Origin of the sequence: Thauera humireducens, from assembly GCF_001051995.2 — a bacterium.
GTDB lineage: Bacteria > Pseudomonadota > Gammaproteobacteria > Burkholderiales > Rhodocyclaceae > Thauera > Thauera humireducens.
The window spans coordinates 2,505,367-2,522,694 of record NZ_CP014646.1; the positions used below are offsets into that span (position 1 = coordinate 2,505,367).

The following is a 17,328-nucleotide window of genomic DNA, read 5'->3' on the forward strand; positions in this document are numbered from 1 at the left end:
AGCGTGCACGTGCATATGGCTGCGGATTTTGCGCCATATCAAGGAAATGCCAAGCGAAACACGCCACGTACAGGCAAAAAAAACGGCGCCGAAGCGCCGTGTCCCATTAGGGAGAGGGGAAGCCGGGAGAGACTGTCCGTTACATGCTGCGGCGGTACTGGCCGCCGACCTTGTAGAGCGCATCGGTGATCTGACCCAGCGAGCAGTAGCGCACCGCGTCGACCAGCACCTCGAAAACGTTGGAATTGGTGATCACGGCCTGCTGCAGCTTGGCCTGCCACTTGGGCGCCTCGGCCTTGTTGCGGGCATGGAAGTCGGCCAGGCGCTTCAACTGGCCCTGCTTCTCTTCCTCGGTCGAGCGCGCCAACTCGATCTCCTGCTGGGCCTGGCCCTTCGGGTTGAGGAAGGTGTTCACGCCGATGATCGGGTAGGAGCCGTCATGCTTCTTGTGTTCGTAGTAGAGCGACTCCTCCTGGATCTTGCCGCGCTGGTAGCCGGTTTCCATCGCACCCAGCACGCCGCCGCGGCTGGCGATCGCCTCGAACTCCTTGAGCACGGCTTCTTCGACGAGATCGGTGAGTTCCTCGATGATGAAGGCGCCCTGGTTCGGGTTCTCGTTCTTGGCCAGGCCCCACTCGCGGTTGATGATGAGCTGGATCGCCATCGCACGGCGCACGGACTCTTCGGTCGGCGTGGTGATCGCCTCGTCGTAGGCGTTGGTGTGCAGCGAGTTGCAGTTGTCGTAGATCGCGATCAGCGCCTGCAGCGTGGTGCGGATGTCGTTGAAGTCCATCTCCTGCGCGTGCAGCGAGCGGCCCGAGGTCTGGACGTGATACTTCAGCTTCTGGCTGCGCTCGTTGGCGCCGTACTTGTTCTTCATCGCCACCGCCCAGATGCGGCGGGCGACGCGGCCGATCACCGAGTACTCCGGGTCCATGCCGTTGCTGAAGAAGAAGGACAGGTTGGGCGCGAAGTCGTCGATGTGCATGCCGCGCGCGAGGTACGACTCCACGTAGGTGAAGCCGTTCGACAGCGTGAAGGCGAGCTGGCTGATCGGGTTCGCACCGGCTTCGGCGATGTGATAGCCGGAGATCGACACCGAATAGAAGTTCTGCACCTTGTTATGGACGAAGTACTCCTGGATGTCGCCCATCATCTTCAGCGCGAATTCGGTGCTGAAGATGCAGGTGTTCTGGCCCTGGTCTTCCTTCAAGATGTCGGCCTGCACCGTGCCGCGCACGGTCGACAGCGTCCAGGCCTTGATCTTGGCGTACTCGTCCTCGGTCGGGTCGCGGCCGTTGTCGGCCTTGAACTTGGCGATCTGCTGGTCGAGCGCGGTGTTGAAGAAGAAGGCGAGGATGATCGGCGCCGGGCCGTTGATCGTCATCGACACCGAAGTGGTCGGCGCGCACAGGTCGAAGCCGTCGTACAGCACCTTCATGTCGTCGAGCGTGGCGATGGACACGCCGGAGTTGCCGATCTTGCCGTAGATGTCCGGACGCGGATCCGGGTCGCAGCCGTACAGGGTCACCGAGTCGAAGGCGGTCGACAGGCGGTGCGCCGGCATGCCTTCCGAGACCCGCTTGAAGCGGCGGTTGGTGCGGAAGGCGTCGCCCTCGCCCGCGAACATGCGGGTGGGGTCCTCGCCCTCGCGCTTGAACGCGAACACGCCGGCGGTGTAGGGGAAGGAGCCGGGAACGTTCTCCTTCATCAGGAACTTGAGCGTCTCGCCCTCGTCCTCGAAGCTGGGCAGCGCGACCTTGCGGATCTTGCTGCCGGCCAGCGAGGTGTGCGTGAGCTGGGTGCGGATCTCCTTGTCGCGGATCTTCACCACGTACTCGTCGGCGGCGTACAGCGCCTTCTCGGTCGGCCACTGCTCCAGCAGCTTCTTCGCTGCCGGGGTGAGCTCACCGTCCTTCCAGTTGATCAGCTCGTCGAACGAACCGGCGTCCTTGCCGCACTGCTCGAACAGCCCCTTGGCAATCTTCAGCGACTGGCGCTCGCGGGCGACGCGGGCCTGCTGCTCGACGTGCTTGTGATAGCCACGGACCGTGTCGGCGATCTCGGCGAGGTAGCGGATGCGCTCGGCGGGGACGATGGCACGGCCTTCCGAGGACGCCTTCACGCTCACTGCAGGCAGCTTGCTCTTGGCGGCCTTCAGGCCCTTTCCGACCAGGGCCGGCAGCACGGCCTGGTACAACGCGGTGACGCCATCATCGTTGAAGCGCGCCGCCATGGTGCCGAAGACCGGCATCTCGTCGGTGTTCTGGCCGAACAGTTCGCGGTTGCGCTGGTACTGCTTGCGCACGTCGCGCAGCGCGTCCTGCGCGCCCTTGCGGTCGAACTTGTTGATGGCGACGAAGTCGGCGAAGTCGAGCATGTCGATCTTCTCGAGCTGGCTGGCGGCGCCAAACTCGGGGGTCATCACGTACAGCGACAGGTCGACGAAGGGCACGATCGCGGCGTTGCCCTGGCCGATGCCGGAGGTTTCGACGATCACCAGGTCGAAACCGGCCAGCTTGCATGCGGCGATGACTTCGGGCAGCGCGGCCGAGACTTCGGAGCCGGTGTCGCGGGTGGCGAGCGAGCGCATGTAGATGTTGTCGTGCTCGATCGCGTTCATGCGGATGCGGTCGCCCAGCAGCGCGCCGCCGGTGCGCTTGCGCGAGGGGTCGATCGACACGATGGCGAGCTTGAGCTTGTCGTCCTGGTCGAGACGGAAGCGGCGCACCAACTCGTCGGTCAGCGAGGACTTGCCCGCGCCGCCGGTGCCGGTGATGCCCAGCGTCGGCACCTTGGTCTTTGCCGCGGCGTCGATCAGCGCCTTCTTGACGTCGTCGCCGTAGCCGCCGTTCTCGAGCGCGGTGATGATGCGCGACAGCGCACGGCGATCGCCGGCGGCCAGCGCCTTCAGCACCGCGTCGGCCTTCTGCGGCGCAGCCTTGGTGATGTCGGTGTCGCAGCGCTCGACCACGCTGTTGATCATGCCCTGCAGGCCCATCTTGGCGCCGTCTTCGGGCGAGAAGATGTGGGTGACGCCGTACTCGTGCAGCTCCTTGATCTCGGCCGGCACGATCACGCCGCCGCCGCCGCCGAAGACCTTGATGTGCTCGCCGCCGTTGGCCTTGAGCAGATCGATCATGTACTTGAAGAACTCGACGTGGCCACCCTGGTAACTCGTGATGGCGATGCCCTGCACGTCTTCCTGCAGCGCGGCATTGACGATCTCGCCCACCGAACGGTTGTGGCCGAGGTGGATGACCTCGGAGCCGGTCGACTGCAGGATGCGGCGCATGATGTTGATCGAGGCATCGTGGCCGTCGAACAGCGCCGCGGCGGTAACGAAACGCACCTTGTTCTTCGGCTTGTAGGGCTGCAGCTTGTGCGCAACGCTCAGGTCGGTCATGTCGGTCTTCCCCCGGACGTGTTGATGATGGTGGTGCTGCTGTTATGGCCTGAATGGTAGAAGGCGCCCGGCGCCTTTGCCATTGCGCTTGCCGACGGCAATCATGCAAAATCCGCCAATCTTCGATGCAGCACGGCGCCTACCCGTCCCCTCCGACACCATGCTCCCGAACAAGCGCGAACGACAGCGCGGTCATCGCCAGGCAGCCCGAAATCAAGCCACTGTGGCGATGGGCTTCGTCGACGGCATGCTGTCGGGCCTGCGCCGCCGGGGTCACGACCCCACCCCGCTGCTGACCGCGACCGGCATCAGCCTTGCAGATGTCGCCAGCCGCGTCCCGGTCGACCGCTATGCCGCGCTCTACAACCTGATCATCGCCGAACTCGACGACGAGGCCTTCGCCCTGTTCTCGCGACCGATGCCCACCGGCAGCTTCGAGTTCCTCTGTCGCGGCATGCTGGGCGCGGCGACGCTCGACGACGCCCTGGCGCGGGCCTACCGCTTCCTGCGCATCGTGCTGCCCGACCTGCGGGTGAGCGTCCGCCGTGACGGCACGCGCGCCGAGCTCGAGATCGCGGAGGCGCAGCCCGTGTTCGCCGGGCGCGAAGACCCGGCCCGCGTCTTCGCCTTCGAATGGCTGCTGCGACTGGTGCATGGCGTGGCCTGCTGGTTCGTCGGCCGCGGCCTCGCGCTCGACAGCGTGCGCTTTCCCTACGTCCGGCCGGCGCATGCGGACGACTACGCGCTTGTCTATACCGAACGCTCGAGCTTCGAAGGCGACACCCTGCTGGCCCGCTTCCACGACAACCTGCTCGACCTCCCCATCCGGCGCGACGACCCCGCGCTCGGCCGCTTCCTGGAAGGCGCACCGGGCCGCATCTCGATGCTCTATCGCCGTGACCGCGAGATGGTGCTGCGGGTGCGCGACCTGCTGCGCGCCGCGCTGCCGGACAACCTGTCGATCGAACAGGTCGCACAGCAGTTGCACCTGTCGACCCGCACCCTGCACCGCCGGCTCGAGGACGAGGGCTCCAGTTTCCGCCTGATCAAGGAAGCCACGCGGCGCGACATCGCCTACGCGCGCCTGACGAAGACCGCGCAGCCGATTGCCCAGCTGGCGGCGGACCTGGGCTACGCCGACACCTCCACCTTCTACCGGGCCTTCGTCGCGTGGTCGGGACAGTCGCCCGAGCAGTTCCGCAGCCAGCTGGCCGCACGACACGGCGCCATGACAGGCGGGAAGCCCCAGAGAAGCGAACGGCGATAACGTTGACGTAAACGTCATCATTTCGTCAGGATGCCGGATTGACGCGGCTTGCCACGGATGTGACGCCTGCCCTGCCCGGCAGCGACGAACTGTGCAACCATTGGTCAGAAGACACGCGAGAGACACAGGAGGCGCGCCGGGATCATGGCGAAAGCAGTCGAGGACGAACTTCAGTTGACCGCATCGTCGCCCGAGCAGCGCCGCCGCTACGACCTGCTGATGGCGGGTCTCGACCTGCTGGATCAGGCTATCGCCGTGTTCGATGCGTCGCCGAAGCTGGTGACCTGGAACAAGGCGCTGCTGCGCCTGCTCGACTTCCCCGAATCGCTGGTCCGCGTCGGCACGCCGTTCGAGGCCTTCGTGCGCTTCAACGCCGAGCGCGGCGAATACGGCGAAGGCGACATCGAGAAGCTCGTCGCCGCGCGCATGGCCTCGGCCCGCGCCTTCGAACCGCATTACGTCGAACGCGTACGCCCCAACGGGCGCGTGCTGGCCGTTCGCGGCGTGCCGATCCCCAACCTGGGCTTCGTGTCGCTGTGGACCGACGTCACCGAACAGCGCCGTGCCGAGGCGCTGATCCAGGAACAGAACGCGCGCCTCGAGGCCCGCGTGCGCGAACGCACGGCCGAACTGGAAAAGGCCAACCGCGAGATCGACCAGATCGCCGAGGCGCTGCGCCTGTCCGAGGGCCGCATGCGGCTGATCCTCGACGCCATCCCGGCGATGATCGCCCATGTCGACGCCGGCCGCCGCTACCGCTTTGCCAACCGCGCCTACGCCGAATGGTTCGGCCTGACGAAGGAGAGCATCGTCGGCCGCTCCATCGTCGAGGTGTTCGGCGACGATGCCTACGCTGCGATCGAACCCTATCTCGAGGACGCCGAGAACGGCGAGCGCGTCAGTTACGAGTACGCACGCAGGAATGCCGAGGGCCGGCTGGTCCATGCACGCAGCGCGGTCGTGCCCGACGTGTCGCTCGAAGGCGGCTTTCGCGGCTATTTCGTGATGTCGATCGACATCACCGAGCAGAAGGCCAGCCAGGCCGCGCTGGTGCAGGCGCAGAAGATGGAGGCGGTCGGGCAGCTCACCGGCGGGCTGGCGCACGACTTCAACAACCTGCTCACCATCATCATCGGCAACCTGTCGGCCCTGCAGGGCAAGCTGGCGGGCGGCGAGGGCAGCGAATACGTCGACCCGTCGCTGCAGGCGGCGCGGCGCGGCGCGGAGCTGATCCGCCGCCTGCTGACCTTTTCGCGCCGCCAGACGCTGGAGCCGACCGCGGTCGAGGTTGGCGAGCTCGTGCGCAACATGACGCAACTGCTGGTGCGAACGCTGGGCGAAACCATCGCCGTGCATCTGCAGTTGCCCGACCGGCCGATGTACGCGCTGGCCGACGCCAACCAGCTCGAGAACGCACTGATCAACCTCGCCATCAACGCACGCGACGCCATGCCGGAAGGCGGCGAGCTGACGATCACCGTGCAGCCGCGTCGGGTCGACGGCGCGCTCGCGAAGCTCGGCGAGGTCGCGCCCGGGGACTATGTGCAGTTCGATGTCAGCGACACCGGCAAGGGCATCGAGCCGGCCGTGCTCGCGCGTGTGTTCGAGCCTTTCTTCACGACCAAGCCCTTCGGCGGCGGCAGCGGCCTGGGGCTGTCGATGGTGTACGGCTTCGTGCGCCAGTCGGGCGGCAACATCCGCATCCTCAGTACGCCGGGCAAGGGGACGAGCGTGCGCTTCGTGCTGCCCGAGACGCCACCGCTCAAGCAGGCCCCTGTCGCGGCCGGCCGCCGCGACGCGCCCGCGGCCGTGCTCACCGGCCCCATCCTGCTGGTGGAAGACGAGCCCGAGGTGCGCAAGGTGATCCGCATGCAGCTCACGGCACTCGGCCATGCGGTGCTCGAAGCCAGCGACGGCGTCGAGGCCCTGGCGCTGCTCGAAAGCGTCGAGGACATCGCGGTGCTGATCAGCGACACCGTGATGCCGGGCGGATTGAACGGCCGCGAACTGGCGCAACGCGCCCGCGCCCTGCGCCCTGCGCTGCCCATTCTGCTTGTCACCGGCTATGCGCGCGATTTGCCGGCCGGCGACGATGCGGCTGCCGGAATCCCGGTGTTGCGCAAGCCTTTCGACCCGCCGGCGCTCGCCGCCGCGCTGGCCAGCCTGACCCTGACGGACCCGACCACGGAGCCTTCCGCCACATGACGATGAACGCAACGGATACCGGCAACCCGATCATCTTCGTGCTCGAAGACGAGCCGGACATTGCCCGCCTGATCTGCAGCAGCCTCGCCGAGTACGGTTTTCGCTGCGAGCACCTGCGCACCGGGCGCGACCTCCTGGTGCGCGCACGCTCGACGACGCCCGACCTGTGCATCGTCGACCTGGGCCTGCCCGACATGGACGGCATGCAGGTCGTGCGCCAGTTGCAGGAAGGCACGCCGTGTGCGGTCCTGATCCTGACCGGCCGCAATGACGTCACCGACCGCGTGCTCGGCCTCGAACTCGGCGCCGACGACTACATCGTGAAGCCCTTCGAGCCGCGCGAGCTGGTCGCCCGCGTGCGCTCCATCCTGCGCCGCTACCAGCGTTCGGCGGCGGCTGAGGCGATCACCGAGCGCAACATCGCCAGCTTCGCCGGCTGGATCTTCGATGGCAACCGCCACACCCTCACGGCCCCCGACGGTCGCGAGATCGGCTTGTCCGCCGCGGAGGCCGGCCTCCTCGCCACGCTGCTGCGCCGCCCGAACAAGATCCTGTCGCGCGAGCAACTGCTGGGCGAACGCGACGTCGATCCCTTCGACCGCAGCATCGACGTACGCATCTCCCGCCTGCGGCGCAAGCTCGACGACGACCCGCAGAACCCGAGGCTCATCAAGACCGTTTACGGCGCTGGCTACCTGTTCGCGGCCCAGGTGTCATGGCAGTGAGCCAGCGGCACGGGATGGCAGGAGGTTTTCAAGTCTGGTCGCGCCGTTCATAATTATGAGTTATTGATTAGCCACTACCGGAGTCCCCCAATGTCGTCCCCGCGCCCCTTCAAGATCCTCGGCATCCAGCAGATCGCCATCGGCGGCCCGAGCAAGGAAAAGCTCAAGACCCTGTGGGTCGACATGCTCGGCCTGGAAGTCACCGGCAACTTCGTCTCCGAGCGTGAGAACGTCGATGAGGACATCTGCGCGATGGGCGCCGGCCCGTTCAAGGTGGAGGTCGACCTGATGCAGCCGCTCGACCCCGACAAGAAGCCCGCGGTGCACACCACGCCGCTGAACCACGTCGGCCTGTGGGTGGACGACCTGCCGAAGGCGGTGGAGTGGCTGAGCGCCAACGGCGTCCGCTTCGCCCCGGGTGGCATCCGCCGCGGCGCAGCGGGTTTCGACATCACCTTCCTGCACCCGAAGGGCAACGAGGAATTCCCGATCGGCGGCGAAGGCGTGCTGATCGAGCTGGTGCAGGCGCCGGCCGAGGTGATCGAGGCCTTCGCCAAGCTCGCCGCGGGCTGAGCACTGCACTCGTCGCTCCAAAGGGGCACGGCCTTGCGGGCGTGCCCCTTTTTCACTCGCCGCCCCGCGGCGCGAAGACTACAGCGCCGCCACCGAGAAGGTGTCGCACGCACGCAGGTCGCCCTGCGCCAGGCCGACACGGAACCAGCGCACCCGCTGCGCAGCACTGCCATGGGTGAAGCTGTCGGGCACGGCATAGCCCTGCGCCTGCTTCTGGATGCGGTCGTCGCCAATCGCGGTGGCGGCGCGCAATGCCTCATCGACGTCGCCCTGCTCGAGGACCTGCCGCGTGCGATCGGCGTGGTACGCCCACACCCCGGCCAGACAGTCGGCCTGCAGTTCGAGCCTCACGGACAACTGGTTCGCCTCCCGCTCGGACAGGCGCTGGCGTGCCTGCTGCACCTTGTCGGAGATGCCGAGCAGGTTCTGCACGTGGTGGCCGACCTCGTGCGCAATCACATAGGCCTGGGCGAAATCGCCCGGCGCGCCGAAACGACGGTGAAGATCGTCGAAGAAGGACAGGTCGAGATACACCTTGCCATCGACCGGACAGTAGAAAGGCCCCATCTGCGCCTGCCCGACGCCACAGGCACTGCGCGTAGCGCCAGTGTAGAGCACCAGCTTCGGTTCCTGGTACTGGCGGCCGCCGGACTGAAAGATCGGCCCCCAGGTGTCCTCGGTGTCAGCCAGCACCATCGAGGTGAAACGCGCCAGCTCATCCTCGGCCGCCGAGCGCGGCACGCCCGGCTGCGAGGACTCGATTGCCGGCGGCTGCACCATGGTCGCGGTGTCGAGCACCACGCTCGGGTCGATGCCGAAGTACATCGCCACCAGCACCAGCACGAGGGTGCCGATCCCGATCTTGCCGCGCCCGCCCAGGTGAGGCCCGCCCTGTCCGCGGCGATCCTCGACGTTGCGGCTTTCCCTGCCGTTGCGAAAGTCCATGATCCTCTCCCGCCGTTTCCTGTTGGCATGCTACTCCGCCAACCGTGGCGGCGGGAAAGGATGTCGCGCGCTCAGTCCGCGTGAGCTGCCGCGGCGAGCTTGTCTTCGCGGATCGCCTCGTACTCGTCTTCCCAGAACCACTTTTCGTCGCCGAAGGCCGGCTTCAGGTGGTGCAGCCAGGTGGCCTGGTCGTCGTACCGGGCGAAGAACGGACGCTGCACCCAATCCGGATTGCGGCCCTGGATGAAGCGCAGCGCGAACACCTTCTCGCCGGCGATCTCGGCCACGCCCTGGATCTCGATCTTGCCAGGGCTGGCGCTCATGCTCGGCCCGCGCGCGGTGCGGGCGAGACCCGACACCTGCTGCATGGCCTCGCGGTAGATCTGCCAGGCACGCGCCAACGGCACCTCGAAGTAGGCGCGCGCGCCGGTGTCGCGCTCGGCGAACAGGTAATAGGGGACGATGCCGAGCTTGACCTGCAGCTTCCACATCTTCGCCCACACTGCGGGGTCGTCGTTGATGTGCGCCAGCAACGGCCCCTGCGCGCGGATCACCGCACCGGTGCTGCGGATGCGACGGATCGCAGCCTGCGCGACCTCGGTGTCGAGCTCCTTCCAGTGGTTATAGTGCGCCATCAGCGCGACGTGCTTCCCCGCCTCGACCAACTGCGTCAGCAGGCGGATCAGGTCGTCGGCGTCCTCGGCCCCGAGGAAGCGATGCGGCCAGAAGGTCAGCGCCTTGGAGCCGATGCGGATGGTCTGGATGTGGTCGAACTCGGGCTGCAGCAGCGGCTCGAGATAGTCGCGCAGATGGCGCGTCTTCATCACCATCGGGTCGCCGCCGGTGAACAGCAGGTCGGTGACTTCGGTGTTGCGACGCAGATAGTCGTGCAGCGTCTTGGCTTCGGAGGCGGCGATGCGCAGTTCCTTGTCGCCGACGAACTGGGCCCAGCGGAAGCAGAAGGTGCAGTAGCTGTGACAGGTCTGGCCCTGGCTGGGGAAGAACAGCACCGTCTCGCGGTACTTGTGCTGGATGCCGTCCAGGCGCGTGCCGTGCTCGTCGCGCGGCATGTTCATCTCCATCTGGTCGGCCGGATGCGGGTTGAGCTCGTGGCGCACCTCGGCGATGGCCTGCTCCAGTTCGGCCTTGTCGGCACCGTTGCGCAGCAGGGTGGCGATGCGTTCGAAGTGCGCCGGCGCCAGCATGCCGCGTTGCGGGAAGGTGAGCTGGAAGATGGGGTCGGCCGGGATGTTGTTCCAGTCGATCAGTTCGTCGATGACGTACTGGTTCACACGGAAGGGCAGTACCGAGGACACCACCTTCATCTCGAAGCGCTGCGCAGCGGAAAGTCCTTCGAGCTGCGGGATGCGATCGAGGTCGCGCTGCGTGTAAACCTTGAACGGCACCGGCTCGAAAGCGGCCTGGGCGGCCTCCTCGATGCGCCAACGGGGCTGGAGGGCCTGCACTTGAGCACTCATCTGTCGTCTCCTTGCGGTCTGGTCTTGCAATTTGCGTCGGCGCCACGGAGGCGGCGCCCACAGCCCTGCGACCGGATGCAGTTGGATCGGTCGGACGGTCGTCAGGGAATCAGGGAAAGCGTCCGGCGGCGCAGAGGGATGGCGCCAGGCTCCGGATCGGGATGCGCCCGCTTCCGCGGGCTCGATGGAAGTGGGCGCATGTTATTTCACGAAGTTAATTTGTGCAAATATGATTGAGCGGCCCGCAATTTAGTTCCCGACGGAATCGCCTGCAGCCTTCGCGCGCGGCATCTCGGCCCGCTGGCGCCCATCGGCATCCGGCACGCGCAAAGTCCGCCTGAAATGGAGGGAACCCGGCGCGAAAAAATGCATCCCTCCACCCTTGGCATCAAAGTTGCTGTGTTACCTTTAACCTCACTCCGGCCATCCCTCAGGGACCCTGCCGGATCGCGCTGCGCCCGGTCGCCACTCGATTCGCCGCCTGATCACGTTCAATGCTGCTCGCCTCACTCATCCTCATCCCGTTCCTCGGCAGTGCCCTTGCCGCACTGATGCCGCAGGACGCGCGCAACCGCGAATCCTGGCTGGCGATCGCGGTTGCGGTTTGCGGTCTGCTGATCGCACTCGCCCTGTTTCCGCAGATTGCGAGTGGCGAAGTGCTGCGCGAGGAGTTCGCCTGGCTGCCTGCGCAGGGTCTCTTCTTCGTGCTGCGGGTCGACGGGCTGGCCTGGGTGTTCACCATCCTGGTGCTGGCCATCGGCCTGCTGGTGGTGCTCTACGCACGCTACTACATGTCGCCCGACGATCCGGTGCCGCGCTTCTTCTCCTTCCTGCTCGCCTTCATGGGCTCGATGCTGGGCGTGGTGCTGTCGGGCAATCTGGTTCAACTGGTGGTGTTCTGGGAGCTCACCAGCCTCACCTCCTTCCTGCTGATCGGCTACTGGCACCACCGGGCCGACGCCCGTCGCGGCGCGCGCATGGCCTTCACCGTGACCGCCACCGGCGGACTGTGCCTGCTCGCCGGCGTGCTGGTGCTCGGTCATATCGTCGGCAGCTACGACCTCGACACCGTGCTTGCAGCCGGCGACCAGATCCGCGGCGACGACCTGTATCTGGCCGCACTCGCCCTGATCGCGCTCGGCGCGCTGACCAAGAGCGCGCAGTTCCCGTTCCATTTCTGGCTGCCGCACGCAATGGCCGCGCCCACCCCGGTGTCGTCCTACCTGCACTCGGCGACGATGGTGAAGGCCGGCGTCTTCCTGCTGGTGCGGCTGTGGCCGGCACTGGCGGGCACGCCGGAGTGGACCTGGATCGTCGGCGGAGCCGGCGTCTGCACCCTGCTGCTCGGCGCCTTCATCGCCATCTTCCAGCACGACCTCAAGGGCCTGCTGGCGTACTCGACCATCAGCCATCTCGGCCTGATCACGGTGCTGATCGGCATTGGCACGCCGCTGGCAATGGTCGCAGCGATCTTCCACATCCTCAACCACGCGACGTTCAAGGCCTCGCTGTTCATGGCCGCCGGCATCATCGACCATGAATCGGGAACGCGTGACCTGCGCCTGCTGCGCGGGCTGCGCCACAAGCTGCCGGTCACCGCCACGCTGGCCATCGTCGCCAGCGCTGCGATGGCGGGCGTGCCGCTGCTGAACGGCTTCCTGTCGAAGGAGATGTTCTTCGCCGAGACGCTGCACGTCGGCGGCGACCGCAACTGGTGGATGTCCTTCGCCGCGGTGGCGATGGGGATGTTCAGCGTCGCCTACTCGCTGCGCTTCATCTCGATCTTCTTCGGCACGCCGGCGCAGGACCTGCCGCGCGATCCGCACGAACCGCCGCGCTGGATGCGCTTTCCGGTCGAGCTGCTGGTGCTCACCTGCCTCATCGTCGGCATCGCACCCGGCATCAGCATCGAACCGATCCTGAACATCGCGGTGCATTCGGTGCTCGGCAGCGCTGCCCCGGACTATGACCTCGCGGTGTGGCACGGTCTGAACCTGCCGCTCTTCATGAGCGTGCTCGCGCTCGCGGGCGGCGTGTTGCTGTACATCGTCCTGCGGCGCCACTTCGATCTGCAGCAGCGCGAGCAGGTGCCGCTGATCCACCGCTTCAACGGCGCGCAGGCCTACGAGACGACGATGCTGCAGCTGACACGCTCGGCAGGCTGGCTGCTCAGGCGCATCGGCACCACCCGGCTGCAATCGCAGTTGGTGCTGCTGATGCTCATGCTGCTGGTGGTGCCGCCGATCCTCGTCGGCGCGCCGCCCGCGTGGACGCGCATCCCGCTGCAGGACTTCGACCCGCTGTTCGCTGCGATCTGGGCCATCGGCGGCGCCTGCGCCGTTGCCGGCGCCTGGATGGCGAAGTATCACCGCCTGGCCGCGCTGGCCCTCATCGGCGGCACCGGCATCGTCACCGCAGCGACCTTCCTGTGGCTGTCCGCGCCCGACCTGGCGCTGACCCAGCTGATGGTGGAGACCGTCACCACCGTGCTGATCCTGCTCGGCTTGCGCTGGCTGCCGCCACGGCTCGAGTCGGTCGACACCCCCGCGCAATCGCCCACCCGCGTGTGGCTGAGGCGTTCGCGCGACCTGCTGATCGCGGTCGGTGGCGGCCTCGCGCTGGCCGCGCTCACGTATGCGGTGCTGGTGCATCCGGCCTCGGACACGATCGCCGACTTCTTCCTGCTCAACGCACTGGGCGGCGGGGGCGGCAGCAACGTGGTCAACGTCCTGCTGGTGGACTTCCGCAGCTTCGACACCCTGGGCGAGATCACTGTGCTGGCGATCGTCGCCCTCACGGTGTATGCCCTGCTGCGTCGCTTCCGCCCGGCCCCGGAAAGTGCAGGCGTCCCGCCGCAGCAGCGCTTCGAGGCGGACCCCGCCAGCAGGCAAACCCCTGCGCAACAGGCGGACAGCGGCTACCTGCTGGTCGCCGGCATCTACATGCGCCTGCTGCTGCCCTTCATGGGCGTGATCGCAGTCTATTTCTTCATGCGCGGCCACAACCTGCCGGGGGGAGGCTTCGTCGCCGGCCTCATCTTCGCCGTCGCCATCCTGGTGCAGTACATGCTTGCGGGCACGGTCTGGGTCGAGAGCCACATCAACCTGCGCCCGCATCGCTGGCTGGGCTTCGGCCTGGTGCTGGCCTGCGTCACCGGCCTGGGTGCATGGCTGTTCGGCCATCCCTTCCTCACGACCCACACCGCGCACGTGGACTGGCCGCTGGTCGGCGAGCTGCACCTGCCGAGCGCCTTCGTGTTCGACCTTGGGGTGTTCACGGTCGTGGTCGGCACCACCATGCTGATGCTGGTCGCGCTGGCCCACCAGTCGCTGCGGGCACACCGCCTGCCGGGCGAGGAGGCCCAGGCCGTCGAACAAGGCAACGCCGACGGGAGGGCGAACTGATGGAACTGGTACTGGCGATCGCCGTCGGGGTGGTGTTCGGCTCGGGCATCTGGCTGATCCTGCGCCCACGGACCTTCCAGCTCATCACCGGCCTGCTGCTGATGTCCTATGCGGTGAACCTGTTCATCTTCGCGATGGGCCGCCTGTGGGTGGACAAGCCGCCGATCACGCCCACCGCCGGTGTCGATCCCGCCCAGTTCGCCGATCCGCTGCCGCAGGGCCTGGTGCTGACCGCCATCGTGATCGGCTTCGCCACCACCGCGCTCTACCTGGTGATGATGATCGGCGCGCGCGGCCTGAGCGGCAGCGACCACGTCGATGGCGAGGAGCCGCGCGAATGAGCGCGCCCGCACGGCCGCCCGAAGGGAAGCGCTCTCCTCCCCCGGGGAGGATGTCGCGCAGCGACAGGAGGGTAGTCCAATGAACCCGCTGCCCTGGATGCACCACCTGATCATTGCCCCCGTGCTGCTGCCGCTGCTGGTCGGCGCGCTGCTGATCCCCGTCAACCAGAAGCGCCACGCGCGGAAGTTCGCCTTCAGCGTCGCCAGCGGCGCGCTGCTGTGGGGGGTGGCGATCGCCCTGCTGGTGCTGGTGGACCAGGAACACTGGCCGGATGGCATTGGCGTGTATCTCGCCTCGAACTGGGCGGCGCCGTTCGGCATCGTGCTGATGGTCGACCGCCTTGCCGCGCTGATGCTGGTGCTGACCTCGACCATCGCACTGGCCGTGCTGGTGTTCTCGGCACGGCGCTGGGACCGGGTCGGCGTGCATTTCCACTCGCTGTTCCAGTTCCTGCTGATGGGGCTCAATGGCGCCTTCCTGACCAACGATCTGTTCAACCTCTTCGTGTTCTTCGAGGTGATGCTGGCGGCGTCCTACGGTCTGGTGCTGCACGGCTACAACCTGCGCCGCATCCAGGCCGGCATGCAGTACATCGCGATCAACCTGGCCGCTTCGCTGCTGTTCCTGATCGGCGTGTCGCTGATCTATGCGGCCTCGGGCACGCTCAACATCGCTGACCTCGCGACGCGCGTGAGCGGCCTCGGTGCCCAGGACACCTGGCTGTTGCAGATCGGCGCCACCGTGCTGGCGCTCGCCTTCCTGACCAAGGGCGCGATGTGGCCGCTCGGGTTCTGGCTCCCCACCACCTATGCGTCCGCCTCCGCACCGGTCGGCGCGATGCTGGTGCTGATGACCAAGGTGGGGGTGTATGCGGTGCTGCGGGTGTGGCTGGCGGTGTTCGGCGAGGGCAGCGGCGAAGGAGCGAGCGCGCTCGCCGGCTTCGGCCTTGCGGCGCTGACCGTCGGCGGGCTCGCGACCCTGCTGTTCGGTGCCGTCGGCATGCTGTCCAGCGAGGACGGCGGGCGCATGGCGGGCTACGGCGCGATCATCTCGTCCGGCACGCTGCTCGTGGTGATCGGCCATTCCGGCAGCGCGGTGCTGGCCTCGGGGCTGTACTACCTGCTCGGTTCCACGCTGGCAATGGCGGCCTTCATGCTGCTGATCGAACTCACCGAGCGCATCCGCCCGCCGGGCGCGGCGCTCCTCGCCATCACCATGGAAGCCTTCGCCATCGAGGACAAGCCGGAAGACCCGGTGGGCGTCGGCATGCCGGGAACCCTCACCTTTCTCGGGCTGAGCTTCGCTGCATGTGCGCTGGTGATCAGCGGCATGCCGCCGCTGTCGGGCTTCGTCGCCAAGTTCAGCCTCTTCCACGCGATGCTGGGCGCGACGCAGGGCGAGGTGCCGGCCACCACCTGGCTGATCATCGCGCTGATGGTGCTGGGCGGACTAGCGGCGATTATTGCCCTGATGCGGCTGGGTGTGCGCACCTTCTGGGCGTCGGGCGCCGTGACCGCGCCGCGGCTGCAGTTCTCCGAGGCCGTGCCCGTCGGCGCACTGGTGTTGGCGTGCGTGCTGCTGACGGTGCAGGCGGGGGCGGTGTTCGACTACCTCGGGCGCACCGCCAACGGCCTGCTGCGCAGCACCGATTACAGCGCGCGCGTGCTGGGCGAACCGCCCGTGCAGCGGGCACCGGCAGGAGGCGCGCAATGAGACGCTGGCTACCCGCACCGCTGTTGTCGGTCTGCCTGTTGCTGACGTGGCTGCTGCTCAACCAGAGCGTCGATGCCGCACACTGGCTGCTGGGCGGCGTGCTCGGCATCATTGCGCCACTGCTGGCGCGTCCGCTGCAGCCCCACGGCCATGCCCGGCTCCGCCGCCCGCTGGCGCTGTTCCGGCTGCTGTGGTTCTCGGCGATCGAGATCGTCCGCTCATGCTTCAACGTCAGTCAGATCATCCTGCTGCGCCGCTCGGCCGACGTGAACTCGCAGTTCATCCGGATCCCGCTCGACCTGCGCAGCCCGCACGGCCTGGCCCTGCTGTCCTGCCTCATCAACTCCACGCCGGGTACGGTGTGGGTGGAACTCCTGCCCGACAGCCACGACCTGCTGCTGCACGTGTTCGACCTGCACGATGCACAGTGGTGGGTGGAGACGATCAAGACGCGCTACGAGCAGCCGATCATCGAGGTCTTCGAGTCGGCCGGCGCGAGAAGCCAGGGAGAAGCTGCATGACGACCGTGACGCTGCTTTCGGCGGCAATCCTCTTCGCGCTGGCCTGCGTGATCCTTGCCATGATCCTGTGCACCCTGCGCCTGCTGATCGGGCCTTCGGCCCAGGACCGCGTGCTGGCGCTCGACACGCTGTGGATGTGCACGATGGTGCTCGCCCTGATGCTGGGCATCCGTCACGGCAGCCAGATCTATTTCGAGGCGGCGCTGATCATCGCCCTGCTCGGCTTCGTGTCGACGATCGCGCTGGCCAAGTTCCTGATGCGCGGCGAGGTGATCGAATGAGCACGGTTGCATCCCTGCCCTGGTGGGCCGCGGTGCCGGTGGCCATCCTGCTCGTACTGGGCGGACTGATCACGCTGCTCGGCACGCTCGGCCTCCTGCGCCTGCAGACCTTCTATCAGCGCATCCACGGCCCCGCCATCACGACCACCCTCGGCGCGGGCTGCATTCTCGTCGCCTCGATGGTGTATTTCACCGTGGGGCAGTCACGCCTCGTGATCCACGAATTGCTGATCAGCGCCTTCGTGCTGATGACGGCGCCGGTCGTGGCCATGCTGATCATGCGCGCCGCCGTCTACCGGGACCTTCGCAACCACCGCGACCCGGTCGCAACCGGCGATCAGCCGCCAGAGCCGGACTGATCCGTAACCTCGAGCGCTTCGTGCAGAAAAAAAACGGGCCTGCTCGCGCAGGCCCGCCGATTCGACAGGCACCCGGACACAAGGCCCGGATCTCCCTCCCCATCGATCA

The 17,328-nt window shown here is 67.0% G+C and carries 13 protein-coding genes; 10 read left to right on the forward strand and 3 right to left on the reverse strand.

The window, feature by feature from the left end:
- Positions 1 to 139 precede the first annotated feature (139 nt).
- On the reverse strand, positions 140 to 3,406 hold the full coding sequence (gene icmF, locus AC731_RS11785; RefSeq protein WP_048706263.1) for a fused isobutyryl-CoA mutase/GTPase IcmF: 3,267 nt from the start codon (positions 3,404 to 3,406) through the stop codon (positions 140 to 142).
- 229 nt (positions 3,407 to 3,635) lie between these two features.
- Between icmF and AC731_RS11790 the strand changes: the two genes are divergently transcribed.
- The 4 genes from AC731_RS11790 (at position 3,636) to AC731_RS11805 (ending at position 8,176) form a co-directional block, all read left to right on the forward strand.
- Positions 3,636 to 4,673: an AraC family transcriptional regulator gene (locus AC731_RS11790; RefSeq protein ID WP_205626676.1), complete on the forward strand. Its 1,038-nt coding sequence runs from the start codon at positions 3,636 to 3,638 to the stop codon at positions 4,671 to 4,673.
- 144 nt (positions 4,674 to 4,817) lie between these two features.
- Positions 4,818 to 6,878 carry a PAS-domain containing protein gene (locus AC731_RS11795; protein ID WP_048706267.1) on the forward strand — a complete coding sequence of 687 codons (2,061 nt, stop codon included), beginning with the start codon at positions 4,818 to 4,820 and terminating at the stop codon, positions 6,876 to 6,878.
- Positions 6,875 to 7,603, forward strand: coding sequence for a response regulator transcription factor (locus tag AC731_RS11800; protein ID WP_004258058.1), 729 nt, complete (start codon positions 6,875 to 6,877; stop codon positions 7,601 to 7,603). The genes AC731_RS11795 and AC731_RS11800 overlap by 4 nt, the downstream gene beginning before the upstream one ends.
- A 90-nt stretch (positions 7,604 to 7,693) precedes the next feature.
- Positions 7,694 to 8,176 (forward strand): VOC family protein, encoded by a 483-nt coding sequence (locus AC731_RS11805; protein ID WP_048706269.1) that lies wholly within the window; start codon positions 7,694 to 7,696, stop codon positions 8,174 to 8,176.
- Positions 8,177 to 8,254: 78 nt separating this feature from the next.
- Here AC731_RS11805 and ypfJ read toward each other — a convergent pair whose 3' ends face one another.
- Together ypfJ and AC731_RS11815 are read right to left on the reverse strand one after the other, a co-directional pair.
- Positions 8,255 to 9,121, reverse strand: coding sequence for a KPN_02809 family neutral zinc metallopeptidase (gene ypfJ / locus AC731_RS11810; protein WP_048706272.1), 867 nt, complete (start codon positions 9,119 to 9,121; stop codon positions 8,255 to 8,257).
- A 71-nt stretch (positions 9,122 to 9,192) separates the two neighbouring features.
- On the reverse strand, positions 9,193 to 10,599 hold the full coding sequence (locus AC731_RS11815; RefSeq protein ID WP_048706275.1) for a KamA family radical SAM protein: 1,407 nt from the start codon (positions 10,597 to 10,599) through the stop codon (positions 9,193 to 9,195).
- A gap of 494 nt (positions 10,600 to 11,093) precedes the next feature.
- On the opposite strand from AC731_RS11815, the gene AC731_RS11820 reads away from it, so the two are divergent.
- The 6 genes from AC731_RS11820 to mnhG all read left to right on the forward strand — a co-directional run bounded on the left by AC731_RS11820 (position 11,094) and on the right by mnhG (position 17,219).
- On the forward strand, positions 11,094 to 14,003 hold the full coding sequence (locus AC731_RS11820; RefSeq protein WP_048706277.1) for a monovalent cation/H+ antiporter subunit A: 2,910 nt from the start codon (positions 11,094 to 11,096) through the stop codon (positions 14,001 to 14,003).
- Positions 14,003 to 14,344, forward strand: a complete 342-nt coding sequence (locus AC731_RS11825) for a Na+/H+ antiporter subunit C (RefSeq protein ID WP_004258037.1) — start codon at positions 14,003 to 14,005, stop codon at positions 14,342 to 14,344. The genes AC731_RS11820 and AC731_RS11825 overlap by 1 nt, the downstream gene beginning before the upstream one ends.
- Before the next feature lie 79 nt (positions 14,345 to 14,423).
- On the forward strand, positions 14,424 to 16,058 hold the full coding sequence (locus tag AC731_RS11830; RefSeq protein WP_004258035.1) for a monovalent cation/H+ antiporter subunit D: 1,635 nt from the start codon (positions 14,424 to 14,426) through the stop codon (positions 16,056 to 16,058).
- A complete protein-coding gene (locus AC731_RS11835) occupies positions 16,055 to 16,579 on the forward strand; it encodes a Na+/H+ antiporter subunit E (RefSeq protein WP_048706281.1) in 525 nt (174 codons plus the stop codon). Before AC731_RS11830 ends, AC731_RS11835 begins: the two co-directional genes overlap by 4 nt.
- Positions 16,576 to 16,860 (forward strand): K+/H+ antiporter subunit F, encoded by a 285-nt coding sequence (locus tag AC731_RS11840; RefSeq protein ID WP_004258028.1) that lies wholly within the window; start codon positions 16,576 to 16,578, stop codon positions 16,858 to 16,860. The genes AC731_RS11835 and AC731_RS11840 overlap by 4 nt, the downstream gene beginning before the upstream one ends.
- The gene (mnhG, locus tag AC731_RS11845) at positions 16,857 to 17,219 is read left to right on the forward strand and encodes a monovalent cation/H(+) antiporter subunit G (protein ID WP_048706282.1); all 363 of its coding nucleotides are present in this window, start codon (positions 16,857 to 16,859) and stop codon (positions 17,217 to 17,219) included. Before AC731_RS11840 ends, mnhG begins: the two co-directional genes overlap by 4 nt.
- The last annotated feature ends 109 nt before the right edge of the window (positions 17,220 to 17,328 follow it).